We start from the raw sequence: 23,767 nt of genomic DNA, 5'->3' as shown, positions 1-23,767 counted from the left end.
AGTTTACCGCGCCGAGGCCACCCGAAGCGATGGCACTACCGCGCCCAGTCCGCGCCGGAGGGCGGCGCGGGCGGTGTGCCGACAGGATCGTGAGCCCCGGAGGTCAACTCCTCAGCGGTCGGCCGTGGGCGTCGCGGACACTGCCGGTGAGCATCAGAATGCCGTCGACGAAGGCCCAGAGCCAGATGACCGGGAAGATGACAAACCCCACCAACAGGATGGTCGTTATCAGTCCCAGCCAGAACACCAGCAACTGGGTGAGGCCGATGCCCACACTGCCGATATAGAGCCGACCGATCCCGGGCAGGGAGATGAACCCCAGCAGGATCTGCAGGAGGCCCGCGGTGGTCTTGGACTTGTCCGAGTACGGGTCGCCGGTGATCGGGTCCCGGCCGAAGGGGGCATTCGGGTCACCGTAGGCGCCAGCCGGGTACCCGGTGGCCGCCGGATACGTCGGTACCTGCGGGTAGCTCGGCGATGGTTGGGGTGTGGTGTCGCTCGGCTGGCCGTACTCGGGCTGGGGCGTTCCGTAGACGGGACCCGACGTGGACGCCAGCGGATCGCTCGCGGGCGGTGGGTAGCTCGGCGCGCTTCCCCAGCCGGGACCATTTCCGACCCCTGAGTAGGTGTCCCAGCCCGGGCCCGCACTGTTACCACCCGATGGTGGCACCGCTGCGGTGCCCGATGTCGACTCGGTCAGCGACGCTTCGGCCGTCGCGTCGTAGTCGAACGGTGAGCCGAATGCCGGCGTCGCGGGACGATCAGGTTCCTGCGGATCTGACTCGCCGCCGCCCGGTTTGCTGACATCGGTCAATTCTCTTCCCCCTTCACATCGGACCGACCGGTGTCGGCCCGCTCTGAATCAGCGGACTCATGCGGGTCATTGTTGCCCACGGTCGTGACAACATCGCCGTCCGTGTCTGCCCCGTGGTCGTTTGTCCCCTGGTCTTTTGTCCCCTGGTCTTTCCCGTGGCTACTGCTGTGCGGCTGCAACTCCTCCGGATCTTCCCGGCCCTTCTTTGCGAGTACGAAGTAGGCCACGGCGCACACGAACACGATCGCCGAGGTGAACGAGTTGACCCGGATTCCGAGGATCTCGGTCGCATAGTCGGAACGCATCAGTTCGATCCAGAAACGACCCGCGCAGTATCCCGCCACGTACAGCGCGAACAGTCTGCCGTGCCCGACCTTGAACCGCCGATCGACCGCGACCAGCATCACCACGACGAGCAGATTCCACAGCAACTCGTACAGAAACGTCGGGTGGACCACCTGCAGCACGACGCCGTTCGACACACCGTTGAGTGAGTCGATACGACCCGACGGGTCGACCCGCTCGTAGATCTCGAGACCCCACGGCACCGTCGTCTCGCGTCCGAAGAGTTCCTGATTGAACCAGTTGCCGAGGCGTCCGATGGCCTGCGCGAGCACGATGCCCGGTGCGATCGCGTCACCGAAAGCCGGCAGCGGGATGCCACGGCGTCGGCACCCGATCCAGGCGCCCACCGCGCCTAGGGCCACCGCACCCCAGATTCCCAGGCCGCCCTGCCAGATCTTGAGCGCGTCAACGGGGTTGCCGCCGGAACCGAAGTACGTCGGGAAGTCCGTGATCACGTGGTACAGGCGGCCGCCGATCAAGCCGAACGGAACGGCCCAGACGGCGATGTCGAGGACGGTTCCCTTCTCGCCGCCGCGGGCTACCCATCGCCGATCACCCCACACGATCGCGACGATGATGCCGACGATGATGCACAGCGCGTACGCACGCAGAGCAAGTGGGCCCACATGCCACACGCCCTGGGGTGGACTCGGGATATAAGCAAGCAGCTGCGTAGAAGTCACGAGGCTACGCTAGCCGAGCGCACACCCTGCGCGAGATCCGCGGTCAGCGCCCGCACCGCGCCGAGTCCCTGTTCGACGGCCGACACGATCGCTGAACCGACGATGACCGCATCTGCATACGACGCGATTTCGGCCGCCTGGGCACCCGAACGCACACCCAGACCGACACCGACCGGGATGTCGGAGTGCGCGCGGATACGGGCCGTCAGTTCCGGCGCCATGGAGGAGACTTTGTCGCGGGCACCAGTGACACCCATCGTCGACGCCGCGTAGCTGAAGCCGCTGCTCGCCTCGAGCGTCAGCACCAGACGCTCCTCCGTCGACGACGGTGCCACGAGGAAGATGCGGTCGAGGTGGTGGCGCTCGGACGCCTCCATCCATTCACCGGCCTCCTCAGGGATCAGGTTCGGCGTGATCATGCCGAGGCCACCGGCAGAGGCGAGGTCGCGCGCGAAGGCGTCGACTCCGTACTTGAGCACCGGGTTCCAGTAGGTCATCACGACGGCCTTGCCGCCGACAGCGGCGATCTCCTCGACGACGGTGAACACATCGCGCACCCGTACGCCGTTGCGCAGCGCGGTCTCGGCAGCCGCCTGGATGGTCGGCCCGTCCATAACCGGATCGGAGTACGCCACACCGACCTCGATGATGTCGCAGCCCGAATCGACCATCGCCTTGAACACCTCGATCGACTGCGGCACATCCGGGTAGCCGGCAGGCAGATAGCCGACGAGGGCCGCACGCCTCTCCTCCCGGCAGTGGGCGAACGTCGGCGCCAGGCGTGACTCTCGTTGGCTCACTTGGTCGTACCCTTCTTGCTCGAATTGCTCGTGGCCTTGCTCGAATTGCTCGTGGCGTCGTCGATCAACCCGAACCACTTCGCTGCGGTGTCCATGTCCTTGTCCCCGCGGCCGGACAGGTTCACGAGGATGACCGCACCGTTGCCCAACTCGCGACCGAGCTCGAGCGCGCCGGCCACAGCATGCGCGGACTCGATCGCCGGGATGATGCCCTCCGTGCGGGAGAGCAGGAGGAAAGCGTCCATTGCCTCGGCGTCCGTGATCGGTTCGTACGAAGCACGCCCGGTGTCCTTGAGGTAAGCGTGCTCGGGGCCGACACCCGGATAGTCCAGACCCGCCGAGATCGAATGAGACTCGATCGTCTGCCCGTCGTCGTCCTGCAGAAGGTACGAGTAGGCGCCCTGGAAGGCGCCCGGGGAGCCACCGGTGAACGTGGCGGCGTGCCGACCGGACTCGACGCCGTCTCCGGCGGCCTCGTACCCAACCAGCTTCACCGACGGATCGCCGAGGAAGGCGTGGAAGATGCCGATCGCGTTCGAACCGCCACCGACGCACGCCACGACGGCGTCGGGCAGTCGTCCGGTCGCGGCCTGAACCTGGGCGCGCGCCTCCAGACCGACGACGCGCTGGAAGTCGCGCACCATCATCGGGAAGGGGTGCGGTCCGGCAGCGGTACCGAAGCAGTAGTAGGTGCGGTCGGCGTTCGTGACCCAGTCACGAAGTGCCTCGTTGATTGCGTCTTTCAAAGTCGCCGAACCGGATTCGACGGACACGACCTCCGCGCCGAGCAGGCGCATCCGGGCGACGTTGAGCGCCTGGCGTCGGGTGTCGACCGCGCCCATGTAGATGATGCACTCGATTCCCAGCAGGGCACATGCGGTAGCTGTGGCAACCCCGTGTTGACCGGCACCGGTCTCCGCGATGACCCGGGTCTTGCCCATCCGACTCGCCAGGAGCACCTGACCGAGCACGTTGTTGATCTTGTGAGACCCGGTGTGGTTGAGGTCTTCTCGCTTGAGGATGATCCGCGCACCTCCGGCGTGCTCACTTAGCCGGGTTGCCTCGAAGATCGGTGACGGACGGCCTGTGTAGTCGCGCTGCAGGCGGTCCAGTTCGCTCAGAAAGGAAGTATCGGCACGGGCCTTCTCATACTCGGCCGTAACCTCTTCGATGACCGCCATGAGGGCCTCGGGGACGTGGCGTCCACCGAATACACCCCAGTGGCCGCTTGGATCGGGGTCATGTCCCGAATGCTCGGTCAGACCGGCGCTGGCGGTGGGTAGATTCCCACCCTTGGAGACGAGGGCCTCGTTGCGTGAACTCACCTCACCAGTCTGCCCCAATTCCGACGAGAACGAACGGTCGGGTCCAGCGCCCGAGCAGCTCAGCGAGCAGGCTTGGGGCACGAGGGATGGGCGCCGGCGGTGACCAGTTCAGCGACCGCCGCGCGCGGGTCACCACTGGTCACCAACCCCTCGCCGACCAGCACCGCGTCGGCTCCGGCGCCCGCGTAGGCGAGCAGGTCCGCGGTGCCACGGACGCCGGACTCGGCGATCTTGACCACGTCGGTGGGTAGCCCGGGCGCTATGCGGGCGAAGGTGTCCATGTCGACCTCGAGGGTCTTGAGGTTGCGGGCGTTGACGCCGATGACGCTCGCTCCGGCCTCGAGAGCGCGGTCCGCCTCCTCCTCGGTGTGGACCTCGACGAGTGCGGTCATGCCGAGCGACTCGGTCCGGTCCAGCAGCGAGGCCAGGACACTCTGCTCGAGCGCGGCGACGATGAGCAGGATGACGTCCGCGCCGTGCGCCCGCGCCTCGTGGATCTGATACGGGCCGACGATGAAGTCTTTCCTCAGGATCGGGATGTTGACGGCCTGACGGACCGTATCGAGGTCGGCCAGCGATCCGTGGAAACGGCGTTCCTCGGTCAGAACGCTGATCACGCGCGCTCCTCCGGACTCGTACGCGGATGCGAGAACCGCGGGGTCCGGGATGTCAGCCAGCGCGCCCTTCGACGGACTCGCGCGCTTGACCTCGGCGATGACACCGATACCCGGGGCACGCAAGGCGGCGGCCGCGTCCAGCGCCGGCGGGGCGGCAGCCGCGGCGTCCTTCACCGCCGCAAGATCAAGGACGGCTTCGCGGGCGGCAACATCGGCGCGAACCCCATCGAGAATCGAGTCGAGAACGGTCATCGTGGCTCGAGTCCTTTCCGGCATGTCAACCGATGTGAGCAACGTCATCGGATCTCGACTCAGCGTAGAGGCCTCAGTCAGTCGCTCTCCGGGCGGGTACCCGAACGACCGCTGTCCTCACTGACGTCATTCGTCACCGAGCGCGGTTCACCGCTGGTAGGCCCCTGATCGGCGTCGTCGACCGTCGGATCCTCCCCCGCGTCGAGGGCGTCCCAAAGCATCCGTTGGGTCTGTGGTTCCTGCTTCCCGCTACCCGGCGGGCGCGCGGCTGCCGCGTCGCGCCGTGCGGCAGGGCTGTCGTACTTCGACGAGAGTCCCCCCGCCGCAACGGGTTTGCGAATCAACACGAGGGCAGCAGCGAGCGCAAGGAGTGAACCGAGCAGCACGAGCACGGCCGGCGCGTTCGAGACCTCGGTGGCCGTCACCTGGGTTGCAACGCGCGCGAATCCGGCGATGTCGGCGGCGCGACCGTTCGGCGCACCGCCGGTGACCAGACCTATCGCCGGGAGCGCGGCTACCACCGCGACGACCGCAACGAGGATCCCGACCACGCGCACCAGCCAGCCACGCACGGCGAACGCGGCGGCGATCGCGGCGACGAGCACAAGTGCGAGCGGCGTCGTCGCGGCCGCCCAGGTCCCGCCGTCCAACTCGGTCACCCGGTCCTCACCCAGTCCGTCCGAAGACGCGACGGTCACCCACGTCATTCGGGATGCGGCCCAGAGGCACAGCGCAGCAACCGCCAGCAGTACCGCTGCGATCCGGGTCGCACGCGCGCCGGTCTTGGTCCTACTCACTGGGTACCCACCTCCGGGTTCATTGGATGCCCGCATCCGGGTTCACTCGATGCCCGCATCCGAGCCGTCGTCGAACGGCCGCAGCGTCTGCGCGGCGGCGATGGCACCGAGTACCGCCATCGCCTTGTTCCTGGACTCGGTGTCCTCATAGACCGGGTCCGAGTCAGCAACCACCCCGGCACCGGCCTGCACGTACGCGGTGCCGTCCTTGATCAGTGCCGTGCGGATCGCGATGGCCGTGTCGGCGTCGCCCGCGAAGTCCAGGTAACCGACGATTCCTCCGTAGACACCGCGTCGTGTCGGCTCGAGTTCATCGATCAGTTCCATTGCGCGGATCTTCGGCGCTCCCGACAGCGTACCGGCCGGAAAGCACGCGGTGACCGCGTCGAGGGCGTGCTTCCCGTCGACGAGGCGACCGGTCACCGTCGACACCAGATGCATCACATGGCTGTAGCGCTCGATGTGCCGGTAGTCGTAGACCTTGACGGTGCCGGGCTCGCACACCCGACCGAGATCGTTGCGACCGAGGTCAACCAGCATCAGGTGCTCGGCGTTCTCCTTCTCGTCAGCGAGGAGGTCCTTCTCGAGCAGGATGTCCTCCTCCTCGGTTTCTCCACGCCACCGCGTGCCAGCGATCGGGTGCGTGGTAGCGACGCCATCCTTGACTGTGACGAGCGCCTCCGGGCTCGAGCCGACGATCGAGAAGGCGGTCCCGCCATCGCCGCCAGGCACCTGCAGCAGGTACATGTACGGACTCGGATTCGACGCGCGCAGCATTCGATAGACATCGATCGGCTCGGCGGCACAGTCCATTTCGAAACGCTGGGACAACACCACCTGGAAGGCCTCGCCCGCCTCGATCTCCCCTACGAGTCGACGCACGTCCGAACCGTAGTCCTCGGTGGTTCGCTGGCGACGGTACTCGGGTTTCGGCCTCGCGAATGTCGACACGGTCGACGGGGCGTGTGCCGCGAGCGCGTTGGTCATCCGGTCCAATCGGGCGACGGCATCGTCGTAGGCGGCGTCGACACGCTCGTCGGAGCCATCCCAGTTGACCGCATTGGCGATGAGCGTGATCGCGCCCTCATGGTGATCTACCGCCGCGAGATCGGTTGCGAGCAACATGACCATCTCCGGGATGCGGAGATCGTCTACAGCGTGGTTGGGCAACCGTTCGATCCTGCGCACGGCGTCGTATCCGAGGAAACCGACCATGCCGCCCGTCAGTGGCGGCAGGTCTGGGAGGCGCTCGCTGCGCAGCAACTCGAGCGTCCGACCGAGGGCCACCAATGGGTCGCCACCGGAAGGAGCACCCGCGGGCACGCTACCGAACCACGCGGCCTCACCGTCATGCACCGTCAGGGCCGCGGGACTGCCTGCCCCGATGAACGACCAGCGTGACCACGATCGTCCGTTCTCGGCCGACTCCAGCAGGAACGTGCCGGGACGGTTGCCCGCCAGCTTGGTGTAGGCCGACAACGGAGTCTCGGCGTCCGCGAGCACCTTTCGGGTGACGGGGACAACACGATGCTCCGCCGCCAGCGTCCGGAACTGGTCGCGGGTGGTGGTCGAATCGTGCTCGAGCCCCTGGCTCGGGGCCGCCGAGGTGGCTGCTGGGATGGTGGTGGACTCGCCGCGCATGCACCCATCATCCCAGCAACATCGATCTCGGCTGCGGTCGCGGGTAGCGTCAGTGATCATGAAGCCAGGTGAGCGTGCACCCTTGTTCGAACTTCCCGACCAGGACGGCACCAGTCGCACATTGACGTCTCTGCTCGCGGACGGACCACTCGTGCTGTTCTTCTACCCCGCAGCATCCACCCCGGTGTGCACGGCCGAGGCCTGCCATTTCCGGGACCTCGCGCGTGAGTTCGCCGAGGCCGGGGCGTCCGTCGCCGGGATCAGTCGAGACAGCATCGAGAAGCAGTCCGACTTCGCCCAGGCACAGTCGTTCGGCTACCCATTGCTGGCCGACGTGGACGGCACCGTCGCGGAGCAGTTCGGGGTCAAACGCGGCCTCCTGGGCAAGATCACCCCGGTCAAGCGGAGCACGTTCGTCATCGATACCGACCGCACGGTGCTCGAAGTGATCTCCAGTGAGATGCGCGCCAATCTGCACGCGGACCGTGCACTCGAGTTCGTCCGCAACCGCGCCTGATACGGCCGGACCGCTCGAGGGTGGCTGCGATGTCGGTGGAACCGGCGACCCCTGAGCGCTTTCGATGGAGCGGATTGCTCACCTTGACCCCAGGCGCGGTTCTATATCGCGGTGCCGGCGGCGATGCGACGCTGCACGCGCATCACGCCGTGCAGGTAATGGTCGCCCTGGACGAACCGTTCGTCCTCGAGTTCGACGACGACGACTTTCGCGCTTCGGCCGCGGTCGTTCCGAGCGGGCTGCCGCACCGACTGCGCTGCAACTCTCGCAGTCTGCTGCTGATCCTGGTCGAGCCTTTCGGTCCGCGTGGCCGTGGGCTCAGTGTCGTTGGCGAACGAAGCCGTGGCCAGGAGTTCGAGGACGCGCTCACGCGCATCGTCACCGAGCACTCCGACGAGTCGAACGCCGTGACCGTCATCGACCGGCTGGTCCGGGCTGTCACCCCGGAAGCGCAGGAGCGGCCTGTCCAACTGTCCGGACAGGTACGCTCCGCGCTGCGGTACTTGGAAGAGAACTCTGGTTCACGGCCCACTCTCGCGCGGGCGGCCGCCGAGGCGCACATTTCTCCCTCGCGTTTGACCCACCTGTTCACCCGAGAAGTGGGCATCCCGTTCCGGCGCTACGGACTGTGGCTCCGTCTGCGGAATGTGGCCGAGCGAGTTGCGGGCGGCGACAACCTGACTCGAGCCGCGGTCGCGGCCGGCTTCAGCGACTCGTCGCACCTCAGTCGCGTGTTCAAGAGCAATTTCGGCCTGAGCCCCTCGACCCTCTTGGGAATGACGTTCGACCCCGCTGTATGGCCTGGGGGTGCCTCCTGACCCGACCGGGCACCATCCGTGAAGGTCAGCCGCAACGTTCAAGCCTTCGGCACCGGCTATGCATACGTTCGGTTCATGGACGTTCACCTACAGCCCACCCCCATCCTCGACTACGACCACCCTTCCGTTCGGGCGCTGGTGGCAAAGCGTGGATGGCGCGATCTGCCCCATGGAACCCGCATCGGCGCGGTCTATGACTTCGTAAGGGACGAGATCGGCTTCGGATACAACACCTCTGACGCATTGACCGCCTCCCAGGTGCTTGACGACGGATACGGCCAGTGCAACACGAAGACCTCACTCTTGATGGCTCTACTGAGGGCCGTCGAGGTGCCCTGCCGGTTCCACGGGGCGACTATCGACAAGCGCCTCCAGAAGGGCGTCGTGGACGGCATCCTCTACCGCCTGGCCCCTCGGGACATCCTTCACAGTTGGGCGGAGGTCCGGTTCGAAGACCGGTGGGTCGACTTGGAAGGCGTCATCCTGGACGCCGACTACCTGACCGGACTACGCAACACGGTCGCCTCGGGCCGAGCCTTCCTCGGCTACGGCGCAGGCACTGAGAACATCGACGACCCACCGGTGGCTTGGACCGGCAATGACACGGCGATTCAGAAGACCGGAGTGAACCGTGAGTTCGGGACGTACGACGACCCGGACGCCTTCTACCGAGAGCACGGGACCAACCTCACCGGCGTTCGGAACCTCCTGTTCCGGAGGCTGGTCCGTCACGTCATGAACCGCAAGGTCGCCTCGATCCGAAGGCGTGCGTCGCTGCCGACGAAGGAACGTGCGGCAATCTGACCGCACATATCGCGCCCGTCGCCACACGCTCGCTCGATCACCCCAGCGGTTCTCCTCCGACACCCCAGTTCTCCCGTGGAACATCGGTGATGGTGACCCACACCTTGGACGAATTCTTGCCGGTCGCCTCGGCGTAGGCCTTGGTAACGGCGGCGATCGCGGCACGCTTCTGGTCGGCCGTCAGGCCCGGCGTCTGGCTGATCTGGATGAGTGGCATGCCACCATTCTGACCCTTCCGGCTCGGTGCCTGCTTCCGGGACGGAAGCTTGTGAACCAGACCTGCTGGGGCGCCGGTCAGGGCCGGCGCCCGCAAGGACCGGCGCCGGTCAGGACTCCGGGCTCAGGAGGACGTCGGCGTCGAAACAGGTGTGGGTTCCGGTGTGGCATGCGGCACCCACCTGGTCGACGATCAACAGAACGGTGTCACCGTCGCAATCGAGGCGCACTTCGTGGACGTATTGCGTGTGACCGGACGTCTCACCCTTGACCCAGTACTGCTGCCGGGAGCGGGAGTAGTACGTGCCCTTGCGCGTCTCCAGGGTACGGGCGAGGGCTTCGTCGTCCATCCAGGCGACCATGAGCACGTCGCCGGTAGAACGTTCCTGCGCTACAGCAGTGAACAGACCGGCATCGTTGCGCTTGAGGCGGGAGGCGATCGACGGATCGAGGCTCATCGGACAGTGATCCCTTCTGCACGCATGGTTGCCTTGACGTCACCGATCGTCATCTCCCCGAAGTGGAACACGCTCGCGGCAAGCACGGCGTCGGCGCCCGCCTCGACGGCGGGGGCAAAGTGCTCGACGGCGCCGGCGCCGCCGCTCGCTATGACCGGTACATGTACTGCGGCACGGACTGCGCGGATCATCGTCAGATCGAAACCCACCTTTGTGCCGTCGGCGTCCATCGAGTTCAGCAGAATCTCACCAACGCCCAACTCGGCTCCGCGCTGCGCCCACTCGACCGCGTCGATGCCGGTACCGCGCTTGCCGCCGTGCGTGGTGACCTCCCACCCTGACGGCGTCGGCTGCTGGCCCTCGGGGACGATGCGTGCATCGACCGAGAGCACGATGCACTGCGAACCGAATCGCTCGGACATCTCCCGCAGCACCTCGGGGCGCGCGATGGCGGCGGTATTGACGCTGACCTTGTCGGCACCAGCGCGCAGCAGGCGATCGACGTCCTCCACGGTCCGTACGCCGCCGCCGACCGTCAGCGGAATGAAGACCTGCTCGGCGGTGCGGGTGACGACGTCGAGCATGGTGTCGCGGTCACCGCTCGACGCTGTGACGTCGAGGAACGTCAACTCGTCCGCCCCTTGAGCGTCGTACGTCGCGGCCAGCTCGACAGGATCACCTGCGTCACGCAGGTTCTCGAAGTTGACGCCCTTGACGACGCGGCCCGCATCCACGTCCAGACAAGGGATCACTCGAACAGCCAAAGTCATCGTTGCGGCCCTCCTTCAGACCGGTTCTCCGGGTCACCCAGAGAGTCGAGAATGTCGAGTAGTTCGCCGTGTACACCGGGGGCGGCCGCCAACAATGACCGCGACCCCACCTGCCAGGGTGCACCACGCAGGTCGGTGACGACACCGCCGGCAGCGCGGACGAGCGCGACGCCGGCCGCGTTGTCCCAAGGGTGGTGACCGAACACCACTGCGCCGCCTAGGATTCCGGCCGCCGTGTAGGCGAGATCGACGCCCGTCGATCCGTGCATGCGGATTCGTGACGACGTACGGCTCAGCTCGCCGAGCAGGTCGAACCGGTACTGTCCGGGAATTCGTCCATGGCTGTCGATGTTGAATGCCCCGAACGCGACCATCACGTCCGCGAGTGCGCCTGTCTGTAAGGGCGGCAACGCGATACCGTTTCGCAGCACCGGTCCGCCCCTCGCAGCCTCGTACCGCTCACCGGTCAACGGCAGCCACGTCAGACCGAGAACGGGATCTCCATCCCGAAGCAGCGCCAGCAGCATCCCCGCCATCGGCAGGCCTGCCGAATAGTTGTAGGTCCCGTCTATCGGATCGAGGATCCACACATCGCCGACGGACATTTCGGGGCCGCCGAACTCCTCGCCGTGTACCTCGATGCCCGTGCGGTGTTCGAGTTCCTCGGAGATCAGCCGTTCCAGTTCGAGATCGACCGCGGTAGCGAAGTCTGCCGGACCTTTGCGCACGGCACTGGGGGCACCGAGACCCTCGACGAACCGGTCCCGGGCACCGTCCAGGACCTCGCTGGCGATCGTGAGCAACTCCAGCGGCTCCCGGGGCAGGCACATCGCGGCGGCCGTCCTAGCGTGAGACCGCTGCGAGCGCCTCGGGGAGCGTGAACCGTCCTGCGTAGAGCGCCTTCCCGACGATGGACCCCTCGACGCCCTCATCGACGAGACCCGCGATGGCCTCGAGGTCGGTGATCGTGGAGACGCCGCCCGAGGCCACGACTGGCGCGTCGGTGGCTGCGCATACCGCGCTGAGCAGTTCGAGGTTGGGGCCGGTCAGGGTGCCGTCCTTGCTGACGTCGGTGACGACGTATCGGGAGCAGCCGTCGCGGTTGAGGCGCTCGAGGACCTCCCACAGATCGCCGCCGTCGGACACCCAGCCGCGCCCGCGCAGACGATAGTCGCCGTCGATCAGCTTGACGTCGAGACCGACGGCGATGCGTTCGCCGTGCTTGGCGATGGCGCGGGCGCACCACTCCGGGTCCTCCACCGCGGCGGTGCCGAGGTTCACACGCGCGCACCCGGTCGCGAGGGCGGCCTCGAGGGAGTCGTCGTCGCGGATACCGCCGGACAACTCCACCTTGACGTCGAGTTCACCGACGACGGCGGCCAACAGCTCACGGTTGGATCCGCGGCCGAACGCGGCGTCGAGGTCGACCAGATGCACCCATTCGGCACCGTCGTTCTGCCACGCGAGGGCGGCTTCACGGGGCGCACCGTAACTGGTCTCGCTTCCCGCCTCTCCCTGAACGAGGCGAACAGCTTCACCGTTGGCGACATCTACAGCAGGCAAAAGGACCAGGCTCACTGCGCCGATCCTAGCGGGTCACTGCCCATGGCCGGGTTCCGGGTAGCGGTCCCGCCGCGCCGCCCGACCGATCGCCGGTGTCACACGCTGCGGACCCAGTTCTCCAACAGATGCGCTCCGGCGTCACCAGACTTCTCGGGATGGAATTGCGTCGCCGACAAAGGCCCGTTCTCCACCGCCGCCAGGAACCGGTCGCCGTGCTCGGCCCACGTCAGTTTGGCCGGAGCGATGTGGTCGGACGGCGGCAGCTCCCACTTGCGCGCCGCGTACGAGTGGACGAAGTAGAAGCGGGTGTCGGCGTCCATACCGGCGAACAGGATGCTGTCATCGGGTGCTTGGACGGTGTTCCATCCCATGTGGGGCAGGACGTCGGCCTCGAGTCGTTCGACCGTACCTGGCCACTCGCCGCAGCCATCCGCCTCGACGCCGAACTCGACGCCACGTTCGAACAGGATCTGCATACCGACGCAAATGCCCAAGACGGGGCGCCCACCGGCCAGTCGCTGACCGATGATCCGATCACCCTTGACCTCGAGCAGGCCCTCCATGCATGCCGCGAAGGCGCCGACGCCGGGAACCACGAGACCGTCGGCAGCGAGTGCAATCCGGGGATCGGAGGTGACGGTGACGTCGGCCCCGACACGGGCAAGGGCGCGCTCGGCCGAGTGAAGATTCCCGGATCCGTAGTCGAGGAGGGCGACGGAACTCATGGGAGCACTCTATCTAGCCGGACCCACCGCCCCGACCGGCGGCCGGGCGGCCGTCTTGCGTCCATCCGGGACCGCGTGGACAGCGCGACCCGGCGGGCGAGCAGACGTTCCGGCACCCCATCCCGACCGCGCATCCGAAACGCCGGGCGCTTCGGGGAGCCTGCTCGGCCGGCAGCGAACAGCTCGCGCACACCACCTCGACACCTATGCATCAGAACCGATCGCGCGGAAGCGTCAGGTGAACTGAGGACATGTCTCGGATGGTTCAACTGTCCTTGTGCGACGCAATCTTCCGTGTATTCGAGGAGGCCGAATGTACTCGCACTCGTTACCGTGCTGTCGATTTCACGAAACTGCGGACCGACCTCGTGCGCGGTGACCAATACGCAAGCGGCCTTACGGACACGACGACGGGCTGAACAAGGAGACATCCCACCCGTCGAACTCGACGACGCCTACTGCGCTCGTGCCACAGCCCAGCAACCCGCTGAGCTCCCTTTCGAGACACTCTCTTGACATACAGGGACGGTTCCGATCAACTCCACGGAACCACCGCGGCCAAGTAGAAGATCAGGATTGGAGTACCAGTGCGAAAACCAGCTGGATCAATCAGGCGCAGCCTCTTAGCTTGTGCGGCGGCGGCCGCATCAGTGTCCGCTATGCTCGTCGCCCCATCGGCTCTCGCGCAGTCATCGGAGGCCGTGGACACATCCGACCGGGGTATGTGTGCCTGGCGGTTCATGTCCGACGGTGAGGTCGGGAACATCGCTTTCCCCGACACGAACGCAACCTACTGGGTGCTGCCCTACGCGCTCGGTCCCGAGACCTCGATCGAGCTATCCGGCAACTACCCTGCGGCGCGCTACTTTTCGCTCAATACGTACGGCACCGGGCTCGACACGATCGACACTCTCCGCGATGCACTGATTTCCCCTGACGCCGGAAGTAGCAATCCCTTCTCCGATTCGCCGGCAGAGAACCTCTCCCCCGACGAGCGCCAGTGGACCGCGACGCTGGTGCCGGGGCCGGCTGACCACGCCCGCAATGAGATCCAGGCGCTCCGGCCGGGCGGTAGTCCAGTCGGATTCCTCATCTACCGCGTATATGTGCCAGACGACGCGGCGTCTCAGAGTGGCGGCGTCCCACTTCCGGAGGTGCGCTACAACATCAGGGGAAACGAGGTGCCCATCCAGCCATGCGCTGAGCCATTCGGGTACCAGCCCTCCGAGGGATCCGGTCTCATGACTGGTCTACGGCCTGAGGGACGACCGTCGCTACTGGACTCCTTGCTTGGCAATGCACCCGAGGCGACGTTCGCGAACCCAGAGAGAACCGCGGGCCTCTTCCCGAACGGCGACAACAAGTACATCAGCGCGCAACTGACCTATGAACCGGGGCGTATTGCCGTCGTCCGCGGGAAGGCCCCTGCGTTCCCGAACACCAGCGCGGGTGACTCCCCGATCGATCCCGACCAGCAGCTCAGGTACTGGTCCATGTGTCAGAACGACCTCGTCCTCCCCTTCCCTGTGGTGGCCTGCGCCGGAGACTTCGAGACCGCACTTGACGCCGAAGGCTGGTACACCTACGTTGTCGCCGCCCCGGAAGACGTTCCGTCGAAAGCTGATCCAACGGTCACCGTGCTGCCGTGGGGCTCGACAGACATTGAGAGAAAGGTCCTGATCTGGCGGAACATGTTGCCCACGGACACGTTCTACCCGCTGTCGATCCAGGCCGCGCAAGCGGAAGGTGCGGACCCCGCCGCGACGATGGGGGAATACTACCCATCCGTAACGTACTGTTCGGCCGAGACGTTCGATAACGAAGGCTACGCGGGGTGCTTCCAATAGCCCCTTCGTAGGCTTCAAAGGCCGTGAACCGTGCCGGGTTTGATGCGCATCTTCCTCTTCAGGAAGGTGCGCATCATTCCGAAGGGGTCCAGAATGTCGAGTCGATGAAGGAGATCGAGCTTCGGAGACTGCGTCCCAGGAACAAGCAGTTTGCGGAGACCGCCGACATGACAGACGCGCCCGCCCAGTCACCCCACGCGTAGTGAAGGCGCGGATGGGACCGGACCTTCTTGCCGTCACCAGACCGACGCCGCATATTCGGTGTATCGGATGGTTCCGTACGCCACCGATTCCTTCAGCCTGCACATACTGGTCGGTCAACCACATGGTTGAATACCGTGAACACTTGCCCGCTCTCCCCGCATGTCCGGAGGAACTCGCTTGTCGACGTTATTCAGCCTCGTCGGTTTGGTCGCATTCATTCTCGGTGTGGTCGCATTCATCATCGGTTTGATCGCTCTGGTTCGAGGCAGCCTGGATTGGGCCTGGGCCCCGATCCCTGGTCGCAAGCCTGCTGCAGCAGTTACTGCCGGCGCGTTTGGTCTCATGCTCGTCGGCGGCGTGCTTGCGCCCGTGCCGACCTCATCTGATGACCATGACGGAGCTGGCGTCACGGGGCCGCCGGCCCCCACCACAAAGTCGTTCGCCGACTACGAGCAGATCGAAGAGGACGACGACGCTCCCGCGCCGGAACCCGCACCGGTTCCAGCACCAGTGCGTGCACCAGCACCCGCGCCGGCGCCCGCACCGGCACCCGCACCGGCACCCGCACCTGTGAACCCGCCCTCACCGGTACTCGAGCCGGAGCCAGAACCGGAGCCGGAACCCGAACCCGAACCGGAGCCGGAACCCGACCCCGAGCCGGACCCGGACCCCGAACCGGAGCCGGAGCCCGAACCGGACCCCGAACCGGAGCCGGAACCCGACCCGGAACCCGACCCCGAACCGGACCCGGACCCGGACCCGGACCCCGAACCGGACCCGGAACCCGACCCGGACCCCGAACCCAGCGAGCCCTCGGCCTGATACGTCAACGCGATGTGCTCAGGGAGGTCGGCACCTCAGAATCCTGGCGACCAGTCGCCAGCGATTCATGGCAGAGGGCTCAGGTGAGAGTTCGACGGTCGGGCAGGTGGTGCGAGGTGCGCCGCCAGCGCACCACCTGCCCCGCTAACCAGCCCGCCGACTCCATTGCCTGACGGCGTCCTCCGCCGTGAGATGCCCGCAGGTTGCAAGGTGCAGCCAGCGAACACGGCGCTCTCCGGCAGGGGTAACCAGTCTCGTTTCCGCACGTGTGAAACTGCTGGCCGCCATCGTTTTACGAGGATTCGTTGGTTGTGTCGGGCGAATGATGACAATCCTGCGATAGAGCCGTTCTTCTCACGCTGCCCCCAGAGACAACGACTGGCAGCGAACACTGAAACACGCAGGCACCGGACATTTTTCACGCGAATCGCCTGCTCTTGGGAAGTCGGGTACCGAGAACGCCTCGACGCTCGAAGTGACGGTGCGACAATGGCAAGTGACTGCGACTCGAAGCCGGGGTGCAACGTCGAACCACCTCGAAGCTCGTTCGGAACTGGGGGTTCCCGATGCAGAACACCGAGGCAGTGTCGAAAACCGCTGAACGTCACAGATTTCCCACTCGGGGTCACTGGAGAACACTTTCGGTTCTTTCGCTGATCGCGATCGTCGTATTCGGATGGTCACCGAGTAGCGCCGCACCCGCCTGGGTTTCCCAAAACCCCTGGATGTCACCCAACCCGTGGAACAACATTCACAATGATGCCGCGTTCACCGACTCGTACAGTATGCCCGGTCCCGCAGGGTCATCGAATGTCGACGTCCAGATCTTTTCGGACTACACGTTCCAGGATCCCGACACCGGGCAACAGATCACGGTCAACACCGGTGAGTGCCCCGCCCACACATATGACGCCGACGGAAATCTCCAGACCGTCTGCGGTGGCTACCCGAACCCGCTGACGAACGAGTTCGTCCGCAGCATCATCACGATCGACATGAACGGGAACCTGCTCGCCTACAAGAGCTTTGCAGTGGACTTCACGGATCTGTCGGCCGCATTGACGGAGTTCGGCGGAATCGGCTACTTCTATCAGGACAACGACTATCGCGTCGTCATGGGCATGCCTAATGGGCACATCGTCGCGTGGGAGCGTCAGGCCTCGCCGGTCAGTGGCGTCGACCGCTATGTCATGGCCCGCGACATCAATGTGACCGGCAGCGGTGGCCCGCTCGCGGGCGAGAACTTTTACGCACTGGTCCCCAACGACGAGGGTTACATCTGGTTCACCACCTCGGAGGGGTCGGTGGGCACCGTGGCACCCGAGCCCTGCGCGACCGACTGCATCAAATCCTTGAACGTCAACCAGTTCAACGATGGGACAGTGCAGGAGAGAATATCGGAGTCGCACCCCGTGGCCGGGCTGTCTACCTTCCAGCAAACCAACTACTTCATGTACCGGTTCGACATGGCACCGGACGGCAGCCCGGAGATCGCCTGGAAGGCCCCCTACGACCGTGGCATCGGGCAGAAGTCCGGCCAGACCAGTTGGGGCTCAGGCACTTCACCGTCCTACTTCAAGATCGGCGATCGCGAATTCGTGACGATCTTCGACAACGCCGTAACGCCCAACATCGTCGTCTATCGCGCCGAGAAGAACCTGCGCCCAGGCGAGGACCGAGTCTTGGCACAGGCCGCGCCATTCGGCGACCGCACCGACATCAGCAACGAGAACTCCGAGATCGTACTCCCGGGCTCTACGCCGGACAGCGTCCGCATCTATGCCGAGAACAACTGGGGCAACGACAGCGTTCAGTCCACGCTCGGACCACTGACCACGGTCGGGGGGTTCGGCGGTATCGAAGTCTGGAGCGACGGACGCGTGGAAGTGTTGCCAGCCAACCACACGATCAGCGTGCCGTCGATCGTGTCGAAAGGCAACGCGGCCGACAACGCCATCATCACCTACGAGAAGCGGGTCGACGGCTGGTATCTGACGGCGTTGAACGCTTCCGACCTACGCGACGTCCAGTGGTCTGCGAAGGTCGGCGACGGCGCGGCCCGGTTCAACAACTGGTACGCGCAACTGTCGTTGGCGCCTGGGGGCGACTTCTACATCCTCGGGACCCTGACCGGCGTCACCAAGGTCACTCCTCGGTAGCCATCCCCCAGCTTGCCGTAGGCGACCTGCCCCTCCTTCTCACCGACCCGAATCCGATTCCGACGGGGGTGGTGTGCTAGCCGCGCGAGCAAGCACCTGCGGCCCGCTCACCAGAGCCTTCTTCCAGGGCGCAACGCCCTCGATCTCGATTTGGATGGACAGACTCAGTACGGTTCTGATCAGCACGATCACGCCCAGGACAGCCGCATCCGTCAGCGAAGGGGTGGACGTGACCGTCTTGACGATGTCGGCCGCCACGAGTAGTTCCAGGCCGAGCAGGATCGCTCCCCCGAGAGACTCCCGCAAAGCCTTGAATGCCTGACCACCGTCACTTGTGCGCCTCCAGGCGCGCCCAGCTAGGAAGAATGCGAACACGAACCCGAGAACCATCGCCAGAACACCGAACACTTCGAAGGATTGTGTCGCCAGCTCGAAGAATCTTTGTGTATCCATGATGAGAGTTCGTGTCGGGGACAATTCTGGAGTGCGGATCACCTCGCCCGCGATCCGTCAGCCTGATTGGTGAAATTCCTGACGACGGACGACCAGGATGTAGACGCTGATCACCAACACCCACGCAGGAAACACCAGGGTGACCCACAGGCTGAGACTCACGACCAGCAGCAGCGTCAATGCGAGCACATACGTCGTCACCGCGAGCCACCGGGGCATCAGACCTGTGCGAAGCCAGATCGTTCCCAACGAGATCATGAAGACCCCGGCCATACGTACCGCGTAGACATTGTTGATCTGCAGCATCACCTCTCGTCCGAAGTGCACGATGCCGTCCTGGGGAATACTCGAGTGCCGTCCGACCGCCAAGACGCCGCCGGCGACCGCCATCGAGACGAAAACGCAAGCCAGAAACAGCAGTCCGCTGCCAATGAACACTGTCGAGAAGAATCGGTCCTCGAGTTCCCCGAACCGATCGCGGACAACGCCGATGAACCACAGGAACGCTATGCCCGCGAAAGGAGCCAGCACCAGTGCGGCGCTGATTCTCGACTCGCTTCGTCCCACCCAAGTCGGCTCCACACGAGGGTCTGCAGGGAGAGCTGTGCGCAGCAAGACCAGGCTGGTCGCGAACAGCAAAGCAAAGAGGATGCCCGCGACCGCTGCAGACCGAGGAGTCGTCAGCTGGCGGAACTGCCTCTCTCCCGCGTCACCCACCATCGCTCACTCCCCTCGCTGACGCCGTCCGCCTGACGCAGTCACGGCGGAGCCTCGACCCCGGGGCTGCTATTCACGCGAAAGCATAGCGACGGCTTCGCGTTCGAGGTCGACGTAAGGCTCTCCGCTGACGTCGATCACCACTCGTTTCAGCTTGCCCCCGGTGAACGTCCATGGCGCATCACCGGAATAGTCGTCGGTAACGGCGTCGGCGCCACCGCGACCCACTGTGAGTCCCGCACCGGCGAGACCGAACGGGCCTGGCTGGGTCCTGATCATGCCCTCGCCGACCTTGTGGTCGCCGTAGTAGAGAGAAAGGACCCCGCGTGAAGTACCCGGCGGATCTTCGCCTTTCTTCTCGAACGACGCGGCCAGTATGAGATTTTCGCCGGTCGGCAAGTCCTCGGTCGCGCTGATCGTCTGCTCCTCGATGCCCAGGAAGTTGTAGACGTAGCGCAGCCGGCCGTCCTTGACATAGAGCGTGTGCCCCCCGAATCGTCCGCCTTGTGCGAACAGAACCCCGGACGGACCTGCGTCCAGAAGGTCAGCGAGCATACTGCGGTCGGGAACATCGACGAGCGCACCGATCGAGTACGAGCGGTTGCGAACGCTGACCGCTACGGATTCTGGCAACGGTGCGCCCCCGGGACGGTAGACATATCGGTTCCGCGGGGCCACCTGCTGGGGGCGGGGGGCGGTGAGGATCTCTACAGGTGCGCGGTCGTCGAGTGGGAAGGCCTGGTTGGCGCCCGCCTCGTGGAACCACAGTCCGACGAGCTCGGCCAGCTTGCCGGGTTCCTCGGCGGCGAGGTTGTGCAATTCGGCGCGGTCCACATCCGTGTGGTAGAGCTCCCACTCGTCGTCGGCGAAGTGGCTCCACCCACTGAGCGTGGGGTGGGTGGTGACGGCCTTCCAGCCATCGTGCCAGATGCCCCGACTGCCGAGCATCGAGTAGAACTGGGTGTGCTTGGCCGTCGGGATGGTGGCTGCATCGAAGCTGTAGCGCATGCTCACGCCCTGAAGCGGGTGCTGGGTGTAGCCCTTGACCGTCTCCGGAAGTTCGATGTCGAGGCAGTCGAGGAGAGTCGGAACCAGGTCTACGGCGTGGTGGTACTGGTCGCGAGTCTCACCTCGGGCCTCGATTCCGGCGGGCCAGGAGATGACGCACGGATCACAGGTGCCGCCGTTGAATGTGTACCGCTTCCACAACTTGAAGGGGGTGCAAAAGGCCATCGCCCACCCATTCGAATAGTGGTTGTACGTGGTGGTACTGCCCAGTTCGTCCAACTGCGAAAGGTTTTCCTCCAGGTCGTCTGGAACGCCGTTGAACATCTTGTTCTCGTTGACCGAGCCGTTCGGTCCCCCCTCGCCACTGGCACCGTTGTCGGCGACGACAACGATGATGGTGTTGTCGAGTTGCTCGATGTCTTCGAGATACGACAGGAGACGGCCGATCTGGTCGTCGCAGTGCGAGAGGAAGCCCGAATACACCTCGGCCATGCGCGCGAAGAGGCGCTTCTCGTCGGCAGAGAGGGTGTCCCAGGGCCGAGTGAAGTCCAGGGGCGGGAACGGCTGGCCGTCCGGGCCGCTGCGGGTCTCGAATGTTCCGATCGGGTTGAGCGGGGGTAGCTCGGTGTTTTGGGGGACAAGGCCCATTTCCTTCTGCCGGGCCAGGATCTGCTCACGCATCACCTCGTAGCCCTCATCGAACCTGCCTCGGTACCGGTCTGACCATTCGCGGGGTACCTGGTGCGGAGCGTGCGCGCATCCCGGGGAGTAGTACAGGAACACCGGGCGGTCCGGGGCAATCGCTTTCACGTCGCCGAGGTATTCCAGCGCCCTGTCGGTGATGTCGACGCCGAAGTGATAGCCCTCCTCCGGGGTCGAGGGCTGCTCCACGGGATGGTTGTCATGCACTAAGTCGGGATACCACTGGTTGGTCTCCCCGCCGAGGAAACCGTAGAAACGCTCGAAGCCGCGGCCGACCGGCCAATTGCGCTTGCTGGAAGCAAGATTCATTTCGTCCTGTGCACACAGGTGCCACTTGCCGACCATTGCGGTGCTGTATCCATGATCCACCAGGATCTCGGCCAGTGTGGCGCACTCGGGTGGGACGTGCCCGTTCGAGCCGGGGAAACCAGTGGAGGCCTCACTGATACAGCCCATGCCGTTGGTGGTGTGGTTCCGACCGGTGAGCAGGCAGGAACGGGTCGGTGAGCACAGCGCCGTGGTGTGCCACTGCCCGTACCGCAGTCCGTTCGCGGCGATCCGATCGATGTTGGGGGTCTCGATCGGTCCGCCGTAGCAACTGAGTGCGCCGAAACCCACGTCGTCGAGCACGATGTAAAGAATATTGGGCGAACCTGGTTCGGCTTTCGGCTGCTCGTACGGCCCCCAGTCCGGAATCGAATCACGAATGTCGACATTGGCGACACCTCTGAATGACATGGACATAGCCTTGCCCCTCCGACGGGTTCCACCTCACCTTCCACCAAAGCACAAACGCTTGATGCTTGGCGGGCCGTGTCTCAATAGTCAGCAGTTCAGTTGAGCCACAGGTTGATTGCGGCGATACGGATAGTGGCGGTTTATCGGACGGGAAGTTTGTCGTATCGCGTTGCCACGGCACGGTTTTGTTCGAGCGGGTTGACGCCGCACTCGACGGCGTGACGCCGCTTGTCGGGCTCGGAGCCGAAGGCCCGGGGGCCAGCCACCGGCTGACCCCTTTCTTCCGGTGGGCGGCCTGGTCTGTCTTGACCGGGATCGTCACCCCAGTGCCGCGTGTGCGGAGATAGTCGCCCGGCAGCGACAGCGTTCAGTTCACGCTCGGAACACTGACCACGGTCGGGGGCTTCGGCGGCATCGAAGTCTGGAGCGACAGACGCGTGGAAGTGTTGCCGGCCAACCACACGATCAGCGTGCCGTCGATCGTGTCGAAGAGCAACGCGGCCGACAACGCCATCATCACCTACGAGAAGCGGGTCGACGGCTGGTATCTGGCCGCGTTGAACGCTTCCGACCTAGTCGGTACCACTACCGCACCGCCGGAACCCATTGATCCCACAGGTCCCGGCTGTGCGGTAGCTGGGAGCGCCGTACCCTGGGGAGCGCCTCGTTATTCGGTATTTCATAGCATTCCGTCGCTGTCGGAGGTCTGCCCAGTCCGCCGCACTCCGCCTCGCCCCCTACCTCGACGACTACCGTGCAGGGGACCGGTGAGGTCGCGGGCGGCGGGCAGGGACCGCAGCCCGGCGGCGAACGGGTCCAGAATTTTCGCGAGCAGCTCGGGTCCTATAAACGGATCGTCAGACACTTCGGACGGATTTCATTCGGCTTCCGCAACCCCGATGGCCACCGCTGTCGAGTACCGTGGGCCGACACTCACTAAGCACGGCGGGCGTCCGATCCAGCCAAATACCAATGCCACCGATAACTGTGTAGAACCTAGTAAGGACGGCCCCATAGTGCTAACCATAAGAGTTTATCCCGACCACGGTCACCCCAGTTCTCTATGGCCTTCGAAGGAGCTGGTAACAATCAGTCGTCCGATGCAGGCATACGTTCTCCCCGATCAGATGGGGATTGAGGATGCCCTCGGCGAGAAGATACTCACGTGGACCGACCGGTTCCAAAATTTCTTCGTAAAGGAGTGTGATGATTTCACGTCACGACCGCGTTGGCGTCCAGGGATAGACGTATTCGGCTGGTACGATGAGGGTTACGAAATTATCTACAAGCTTCGCGCACGGTTCCCCGACGTGCAGGTAAAGCCTCAATTTGCACGGTACGTTTTTTCAGTTAATGAACGTCGCGAACACGCCGGCCTTTTGCCGATTAGTCTTCCAGGTAAACCTAAGGCTGGGCATATCTGCATTTCCGATCTCCTGCGGGGCTCGGAGAGGAACAGGGCGCAGGGGCCGGCAAAGTCGTGATTGGCGCTCGCTGAGCTGCGGTTTCGGGGCTGGATGATGCTCGGCGGAGCATCTGGATTGTGGCGAGCACCACCTGCTCAACGCGCAGACTCCGCACCAGAAGCAGTTCGGGCGTGCGTCGAAGATCTCGATCGGATCGGCGGCACGGCCGATCGAAGCCAACCGGAAAAGAGCCACCAAGTTCGACCTCGCAACAGCACTGGAGTACGCGCTATGAACAACGGCGCAGACGCCAGCGACGATCAAAGCTCACGCTTCAGATGAGCCGCAGGACCCCTGATGCTCCAGCGAGGATCGCGAGTGCCACAAGCACGCCCGAGGCCAGCTTGTTGACCTTCCACATCGCGTACGCGCCGCCTATGGCGAAACCCGCGGCCAAGAAGAGGACATAGATGAAGACTGTGCTCACTGATTCGCTCCGCCGGCTCCGCTCACAAGACCGCTCACTGATTCCCCTCTGCCGGCTCCGCTCATAAGACCGCTCACTG

General features: G+C 64.9%; 25 protein-coding genes. 7 read left to right on the top strand and 18 right to left on the bottom strand.

Going from position 1 to position 23,767, the window contains the following annotated elements:
* Positions 1-103: 103 nt before the first annotated feature.
* The 7 genes from EGT50_RS04110 to EGT50_RS04080 form a co-directional block, all read right to left on the bottom strand.
* Positions 104-814, bottom strand: a complete 711-nt coding sequence (locus EGT50_RS04110) for a TM2 domain-containing protein (protein WP_235870544.1) — start codon at positions 812-814, stop codon at positions 104-106.
* On the bottom strand, positions 811-1,842 hold the full coding sequence (gene lgt, locus EGT50_RS04105; protein ID WP_127951254.1) for a prolipoprotein diacylglyceryl transferase: 1,032 nt from the start codon (positions 1,840-1,842) through the stop codon (positions 811-813). The genes EGT50_RS04110 and lgt overlap by 4 nt, the downstream gene beginning before the upstream one ends.
* Positions 1,839-2,642 (bottom strand): tryptophan synthase subunit alpha, encoded by an 804-nt coding sequence (trpA, locus tag EGT50_RS04100; RefSeq protein WP_127951253.1) that lies wholly within the window; start codon positions 2,640-2,642, stop codon positions 1,839-1,841. The genes lgt and trpA overlap by 4 nt, the downstream gene beginning before the upstream one ends.
* Positions 2,639-3,967: a tryptophan synthase subunit beta gene (gene trpB, locus EGT50_RS04095; RefSeq protein ID WP_127951252.1), complete on the bottom strand. Its 1,329-nt coding sequence runs from the start codon at positions 3,965-3,967 to the stop codon at positions 2,639-2,641. The genes trpA and trpB overlap by 4 nt, the downstream gene beginning before the upstream one ends.
* Positions 3,968-4,026: 59 nt before the next feature.
* Complete coding sequence (trpC, locus tag EGT50_RS04090) at positions 4,027-4,836, bottom strand: indole-3-glycerol phosphate synthase TrpC (RefSeq protein ID WP_127951251.1); 810 nt, start codon at positions 4,834-4,836, stop codon at positions 4,027-4,029.
* A gap of 77 nt (positions 4,837-4,913) precedes the next feature.
* A complete protein-coding gene (locus EGT50_RS04085; RefSeq protein WP_127951250.1) occupies positions 4,914-5,669 on the bottom strand; it encodes a TIGR02234 family membrane protein in 756 nt (251 codons plus the stop codon).
* A 6-nt stretch (positions 5,670-5,675) separates the two neighbouring features.
* Positions 5,676-7,274, bottom strand: coding sequence for an anthranilate synthase component I (locus EGT50_RS04080; RefSeq protein ID WP_127951249.1), 1,599 nt, complete (start codon positions 7,272-7,274; stop codon positions 5,676-5,678).
* A gap of 58 nt (positions 7,275-7,332) precedes the next feature.
* On the opposite strand from EGT50_RS04080, the gene EGT50_RS04075 reads away from it, so the two are divergent.
* From EGT50_RS04075 to EGT50_RS04065, 3 genes are all read left to right on the top strand, one after another.
* A complete protein-coding gene (locus tag EGT50_RS04075) occupies positions 7,333-7,791 on the top strand; it encodes a peroxiredoxin (RefSeq protein WP_127951248.1) in 459 nt (152 codons plus the stop codon).
* A gap of 29 nt (positions 7,792-7,820) precedes the next feature.
* A complete protein-coding gene (locus tag EGT50_RS04070) occupies positions 7,821-8,609 on the top strand; it encodes a helix-turn-helix transcriptional regulator (RefSeq protein WP_127951247.1) in 789 nt (262 codons plus the stop codon).
* Between the two features lie 75 nt (positions 8,610-8,684).
* Positions 8,685-9,413 carry a transglutaminase-like domain-containing protein gene (locus EGT50_RS04065; protein WP_127951246.1) on the top strand — a complete coding sequence of 243 codons (729 nt, stop codon included), beginning with the start codon at positions 8,685-8,687 and terminating at the stop codon, positions 9,411-9,413.
* Positions 9,414-9,450: 37 nt separating this feature from the next.
* Here the strand turns inward: EGT50_RS04065 and EGT50_RS04060 are convergent, their stop codons facing one another.
* The 6 genes from EGT50_RS04060 to hisH all read right to left on the bottom strand — a co-directional run bounded on the left by EGT50_RS04060 (position 9,451) and on the right by hisH (position 13,145).
* Entirely contained in the window at positions 9,451-9,630 is a 180-nt protein-coding gene (locus EGT50_RS04060) for a tautomerase family protein (RefSeq protein ID WP_127951245.1), read from the bottom strand.
* A gap of 109 nt (positions 9,631-9,739) precedes the next feature.
* Positions 9,740-10,087, bottom strand: a complete 348-nt coding sequence (gene hisI, locus EGT50_RS04055; RefSeq protein WP_127951244.1) for a phosphoribosyl-AMP cyclohydrolase — start codon at positions 10,085-10,087, stop codon at positions 9,740-9,742.
* The gene (gene hisF / locus EGT50_RS04050; protein ID WP_127948479.1) at positions 10,084-10,857 is read right to left on the bottom strand and encodes an imidazole glycerol phosphate synthase subunit HisF; all 774 of its coding nucleotides are present in this window, start codon (positions 10,855-10,857) and stop codon (positions 10,084-10,086) included. Before hisF ends, hisI begins: the two co-directional genes overlap by 4 nt.
* On the bottom strand, positions 10,854-11,687 hold the full coding sequence (locus EGT50_RS04045) for an inositol monophosphatase family protein (protein ID WP_127951243.1): 834 nt from the start codon (positions 11,685-11,687) through the stop codon (positions 10,854-10,856). Before EGT50_RS04045 ends, hisF begins: the two co-directional genes overlap by 4 nt.
* Positions 11,688-11,700: 13 nt before the next feature.
* On the bottom strand, positions 11,701-12,435 hold the full coding sequence (gene priA, locus EGT50_RS04040) for a bifunctional 1-(5-phosphoribosyl)-5-((5-phosphoribosylamino)methylideneamino)imidazole-4-carboxamide isomerase/phosphoribosylanthranilate isomerase PriA (RefSeq protein WP_127951242.1): 735 nt from the start codon (positions 12,433-12,435) through the stop codon (positions 11,701-11,703).
* A gap of 80 nt (positions 12,436-12,515) precedes the next feature.
* On the bottom strand, positions 12,516-13,145 hold the full coding sequence (gene hisH / locus EGT50_RS04035; protein WP_127951241.1) for an imidazole glycerol phosphate synthase subunit HisH: 630 nt from the start codon (positions 13,143-13,145) through the stop codon (positions 12,516-12,518).
* Positions 13,146-13,804: 659 nt separating this feature from the next.
* Between hisH and EGT50_RS04030 the strand changes: the two genes are divergently transcribed.
* The 3 genes from EGT50_RS04030 (at position 13,805) to EGT50_RS04020 (ending at position 18,177) form a co-directional block, all read left to right on the top strand.
* On the top strand, positions 13,805-14,992 hold the full coding sequence (locus EGT50_RS04030) for a hypothetical protein (protein WP_408014588.1): 1,188 nt from the start codon (positions 13,805-13,807) through the stop codon (positions 14,990-14,992).
* Positions 14,993-15,373: 381 nt separating this feature from the next.
* Positions 15,374-16,018 carry a hypothetical protein gene (locus tag EGT50_RS17140; RefSeq protein ID WP_206615719.1) on the top strand — a complete coding sequence of 215 codons (645 nt, stop codon included), beginning with the start codon at positions 15,374-15,376 and terminating at the stop codon, positions 16,016-16,018.
* A gap of 725 nt (positions 16,019-16,743) precedes the next feature.
* The gene (locus EGT50_RS04020; protein ID WP_206615718.1) at positions 16,744-18,177 is read left to right on the top strand and encodes a hypothetical protein; all 1,434 of its coding nucleotides are present in this window, start codon (positions 16,744-16,746) and stop codon (positions 18,175-18,177) included.
* Positions 18,178-18,216: 39 nt separating this feature from the next.
* Here EGT50_RS04020 and EGT50_RS04015 read toward each other — a convergent pair whose 3' ends face one another.
* The 4 genes from EGT50_RS04015 to EGT50_RS16965 form a co-directional block, all read right to left on the bottom strand.
* Positions 18,217-18,630, bottom strand: a complete 414-nt coding sequence (locus EGT50_RS04015) for a DUF1622 domain-containing protein (protein WP_127951238.1) — start codon at positions 18,628-18,630, stop codon at positions 18,217-18,219.
* Positions 18,631-18,687: 57 nt separating this feature from the next.
* Positions 18,688-19,350 carry a hypothetical protein gene (locus tag EGT50_RS04010; protein ID WP_127951237.1) on the bottom strand — a complete coding sequence of 221 codons (663 nt, stop codon included), beginning with the start codon at positions 19,348-19,350 and terminating at the stop codon, positions 18,688-18,690.
* A 66-nt stretch (positions 19,351-19,416) separates the two neighbouring features.
* Positions 19,417-21,801: an arylsulfatase gene (locus EGT50_RS04005; protein ID WP_127951236.1), complete on the bottom strand. Its 2,385-nt coding sequence runs from the start codon at positions 21,799-21,801 to the stop codon at positions 19,417-19,419.
* Between the two features lie 361 nt (positions 21,802-22,162).
* Positions 22,163-22,309, bottom strand: coding sequence for a hypothetical protein (locus tag EGT50_RS16965; protein ID WP_206615717.1), 147 nt, complete (start codon positions 22,307-22,309; stop codon positions 22,163-22,165).
* Positions 22,310-22,694: 385 nt separating this feature from the next.
* Here EGT50_RS16965 and EGT50_RS17195 point away from each other — a divergent pair, with 385 nt between their 5' ends.
* A complete protein-coding gene (locus EGT50_RS17195) occupies positions 22,695-23,279 on the top strand; it encodes a hypothetical protein (protein ID WP_235870542.1) in 585 nt (194 codons plus the stop codon).
* A gap of 256 nt (positions 23,280-23,535) precedes the next feature.
* On the opposite strand, the gene EGT50_RS16960 is transcribed toward EGT50_RS17195, so the two are convergent.
* A complete protein-coding gene (locus EGT50_RS16960) occupies positions 23,536-23,688 on the bottom strand; it encodes a hypothetical protein (RefSeq protein WP_164873334.1) in 153 nt (50 codons plus the stop codon).
* Positions 23,689-23,767 lie beyond the last annotated feature (79 nt).

It is taken from the genome of Rhodococcus xishaensis, assembly GCF_004011825.1.
In the GTDB taxonomy this organism is placed as follows: domain Bacteria; phylum Actinomycetota; class Actinomycetes; order Mycobacteriales; family Mycobacteriaceae; genus Prescottella; species Prescottella xishaensis.
This window is presented reverse-complemented; position numbering and strand designations above follow the sequence as displayed.

Coding starts and splice junctions, on each gene's coding strand:
- EGT50_RS04045 (WP_127951243.1), bottom strand. CDS start 11,687: ATGTGCCTGCCCCGGGAGCCGCTGGAGTTGCTCACGATCGCCAGCGAG.
- EGT50_RS04080 (WP_127951249.1), bottom strand. CDS start 7,274: ATGCGCGGCGAGTCCACCACCATCCCAGCAGCCACCTCGGCGGCCCCG.
- EGT50_RS04060 (WP_127951245.1), bottom strand. CDS start 9,630: ATGCCACTCATCCAGATCAGCCAGACGCCGGGCCTGACGGCCGACCAG.
- EGT50_RS04085 (WP_127951250.1), bottom strand. CDS start 5,669: ATGCGGGCATCCAATGAACCCGGAGGTGGGTACCCAGTGAGTAGGACC.
- EGT50_RS04075 (WP_127951248.1), top strand. CDS start 7,333: ATGAAGCCAGGTGAGCGTGCACCCTTGTTCGAACTTCCCGACCAGGAC.
- EGT50_RS04010 (WP_127951237.1), bottom strand. CDS start 19,350: ATGGTGGGTGACGCGGGAGAGAGGCAGTTCCGCCAGCTGACGACTCCT.
- hisH (WP_127951241.1), bottom strand. CDS start 13,145: ATGAGTTCCGTCGCCCTCCTCGACTACGGATCCGGGAATCTTCACTCG.
- hisI (WP_127951244.1), bottom strand. CDS start 10,087: ATGAGCCTCGATCCGTCGATCGCCTCCCGCCTCAAGCGCAACGATGCC.
- EGT50_RS16965 (WP_206615717.1), bottom strand. CDS start 22,309: ATGGCGTTGTCGGCCGCGTTGCTCTTCGACACGATCGACGGCACGCTG.
- EGT50_RS04070 (WP_127951247.1), top strand. CDS start 7,821: ATGTCGGTGGAACCGGCGACCCCTGAGCGCTTTCGATGGAGCGGATTG.
- EGT50_RS17195 (WP_235870542.1), top strand. CDS start 22,695: ATGGCCACCGCTGTCGAGTACCGTGGGCCGACACTCACTAAGCACGGC.
- trpC (WP_127951251.1), bottom strand. CDS start 4,836: ATGACCGTTCTCGACTCGATTCTCGATGGGGTTCGCGCCGATGTTGCC.
- EGT50_RS04020 (WP_206615718.1), top strand. CDS start 16,744: ATGTCACCCAACCCGTGGAACAACATTCACAATGATGCCGCGTTCACC.
- hisF (WP_127948479.1), bottom strand. CDS start 10,857: ATGACTTTGGCTGTTCGAGTGATCCCTTGTCTGGACGTGGATGCGGGC.
- EGT50_RS04015 (WP_127951238.1), bottom strand. CDS start 18,630: ATGGATACACAAAGATTCTTCGAGCTGGCGACACAATCCTTCGAAGTG.
- EGT50_RS04065 (WP_127951246.1), top strand. CDS start 8,685: ATGGACGTTCACCTACAGCCCACCCCCATCCTCGACTACGACCACCCT.
- EGT50_RS04030 (WP_408014588.1), top strand. CDS start 13,805: ATGCTCGTCGCCCCATCGGCTCTCGCGCAGTCATCGGAGGCCGTGGAC.
- EGT50_RS04005 (WP_127951236.1), bottom strand. CDS start 21,801: ATGTCCATGTCATTCAGAGGTGTCGCCAATGTCGACATTCGTGATTCG.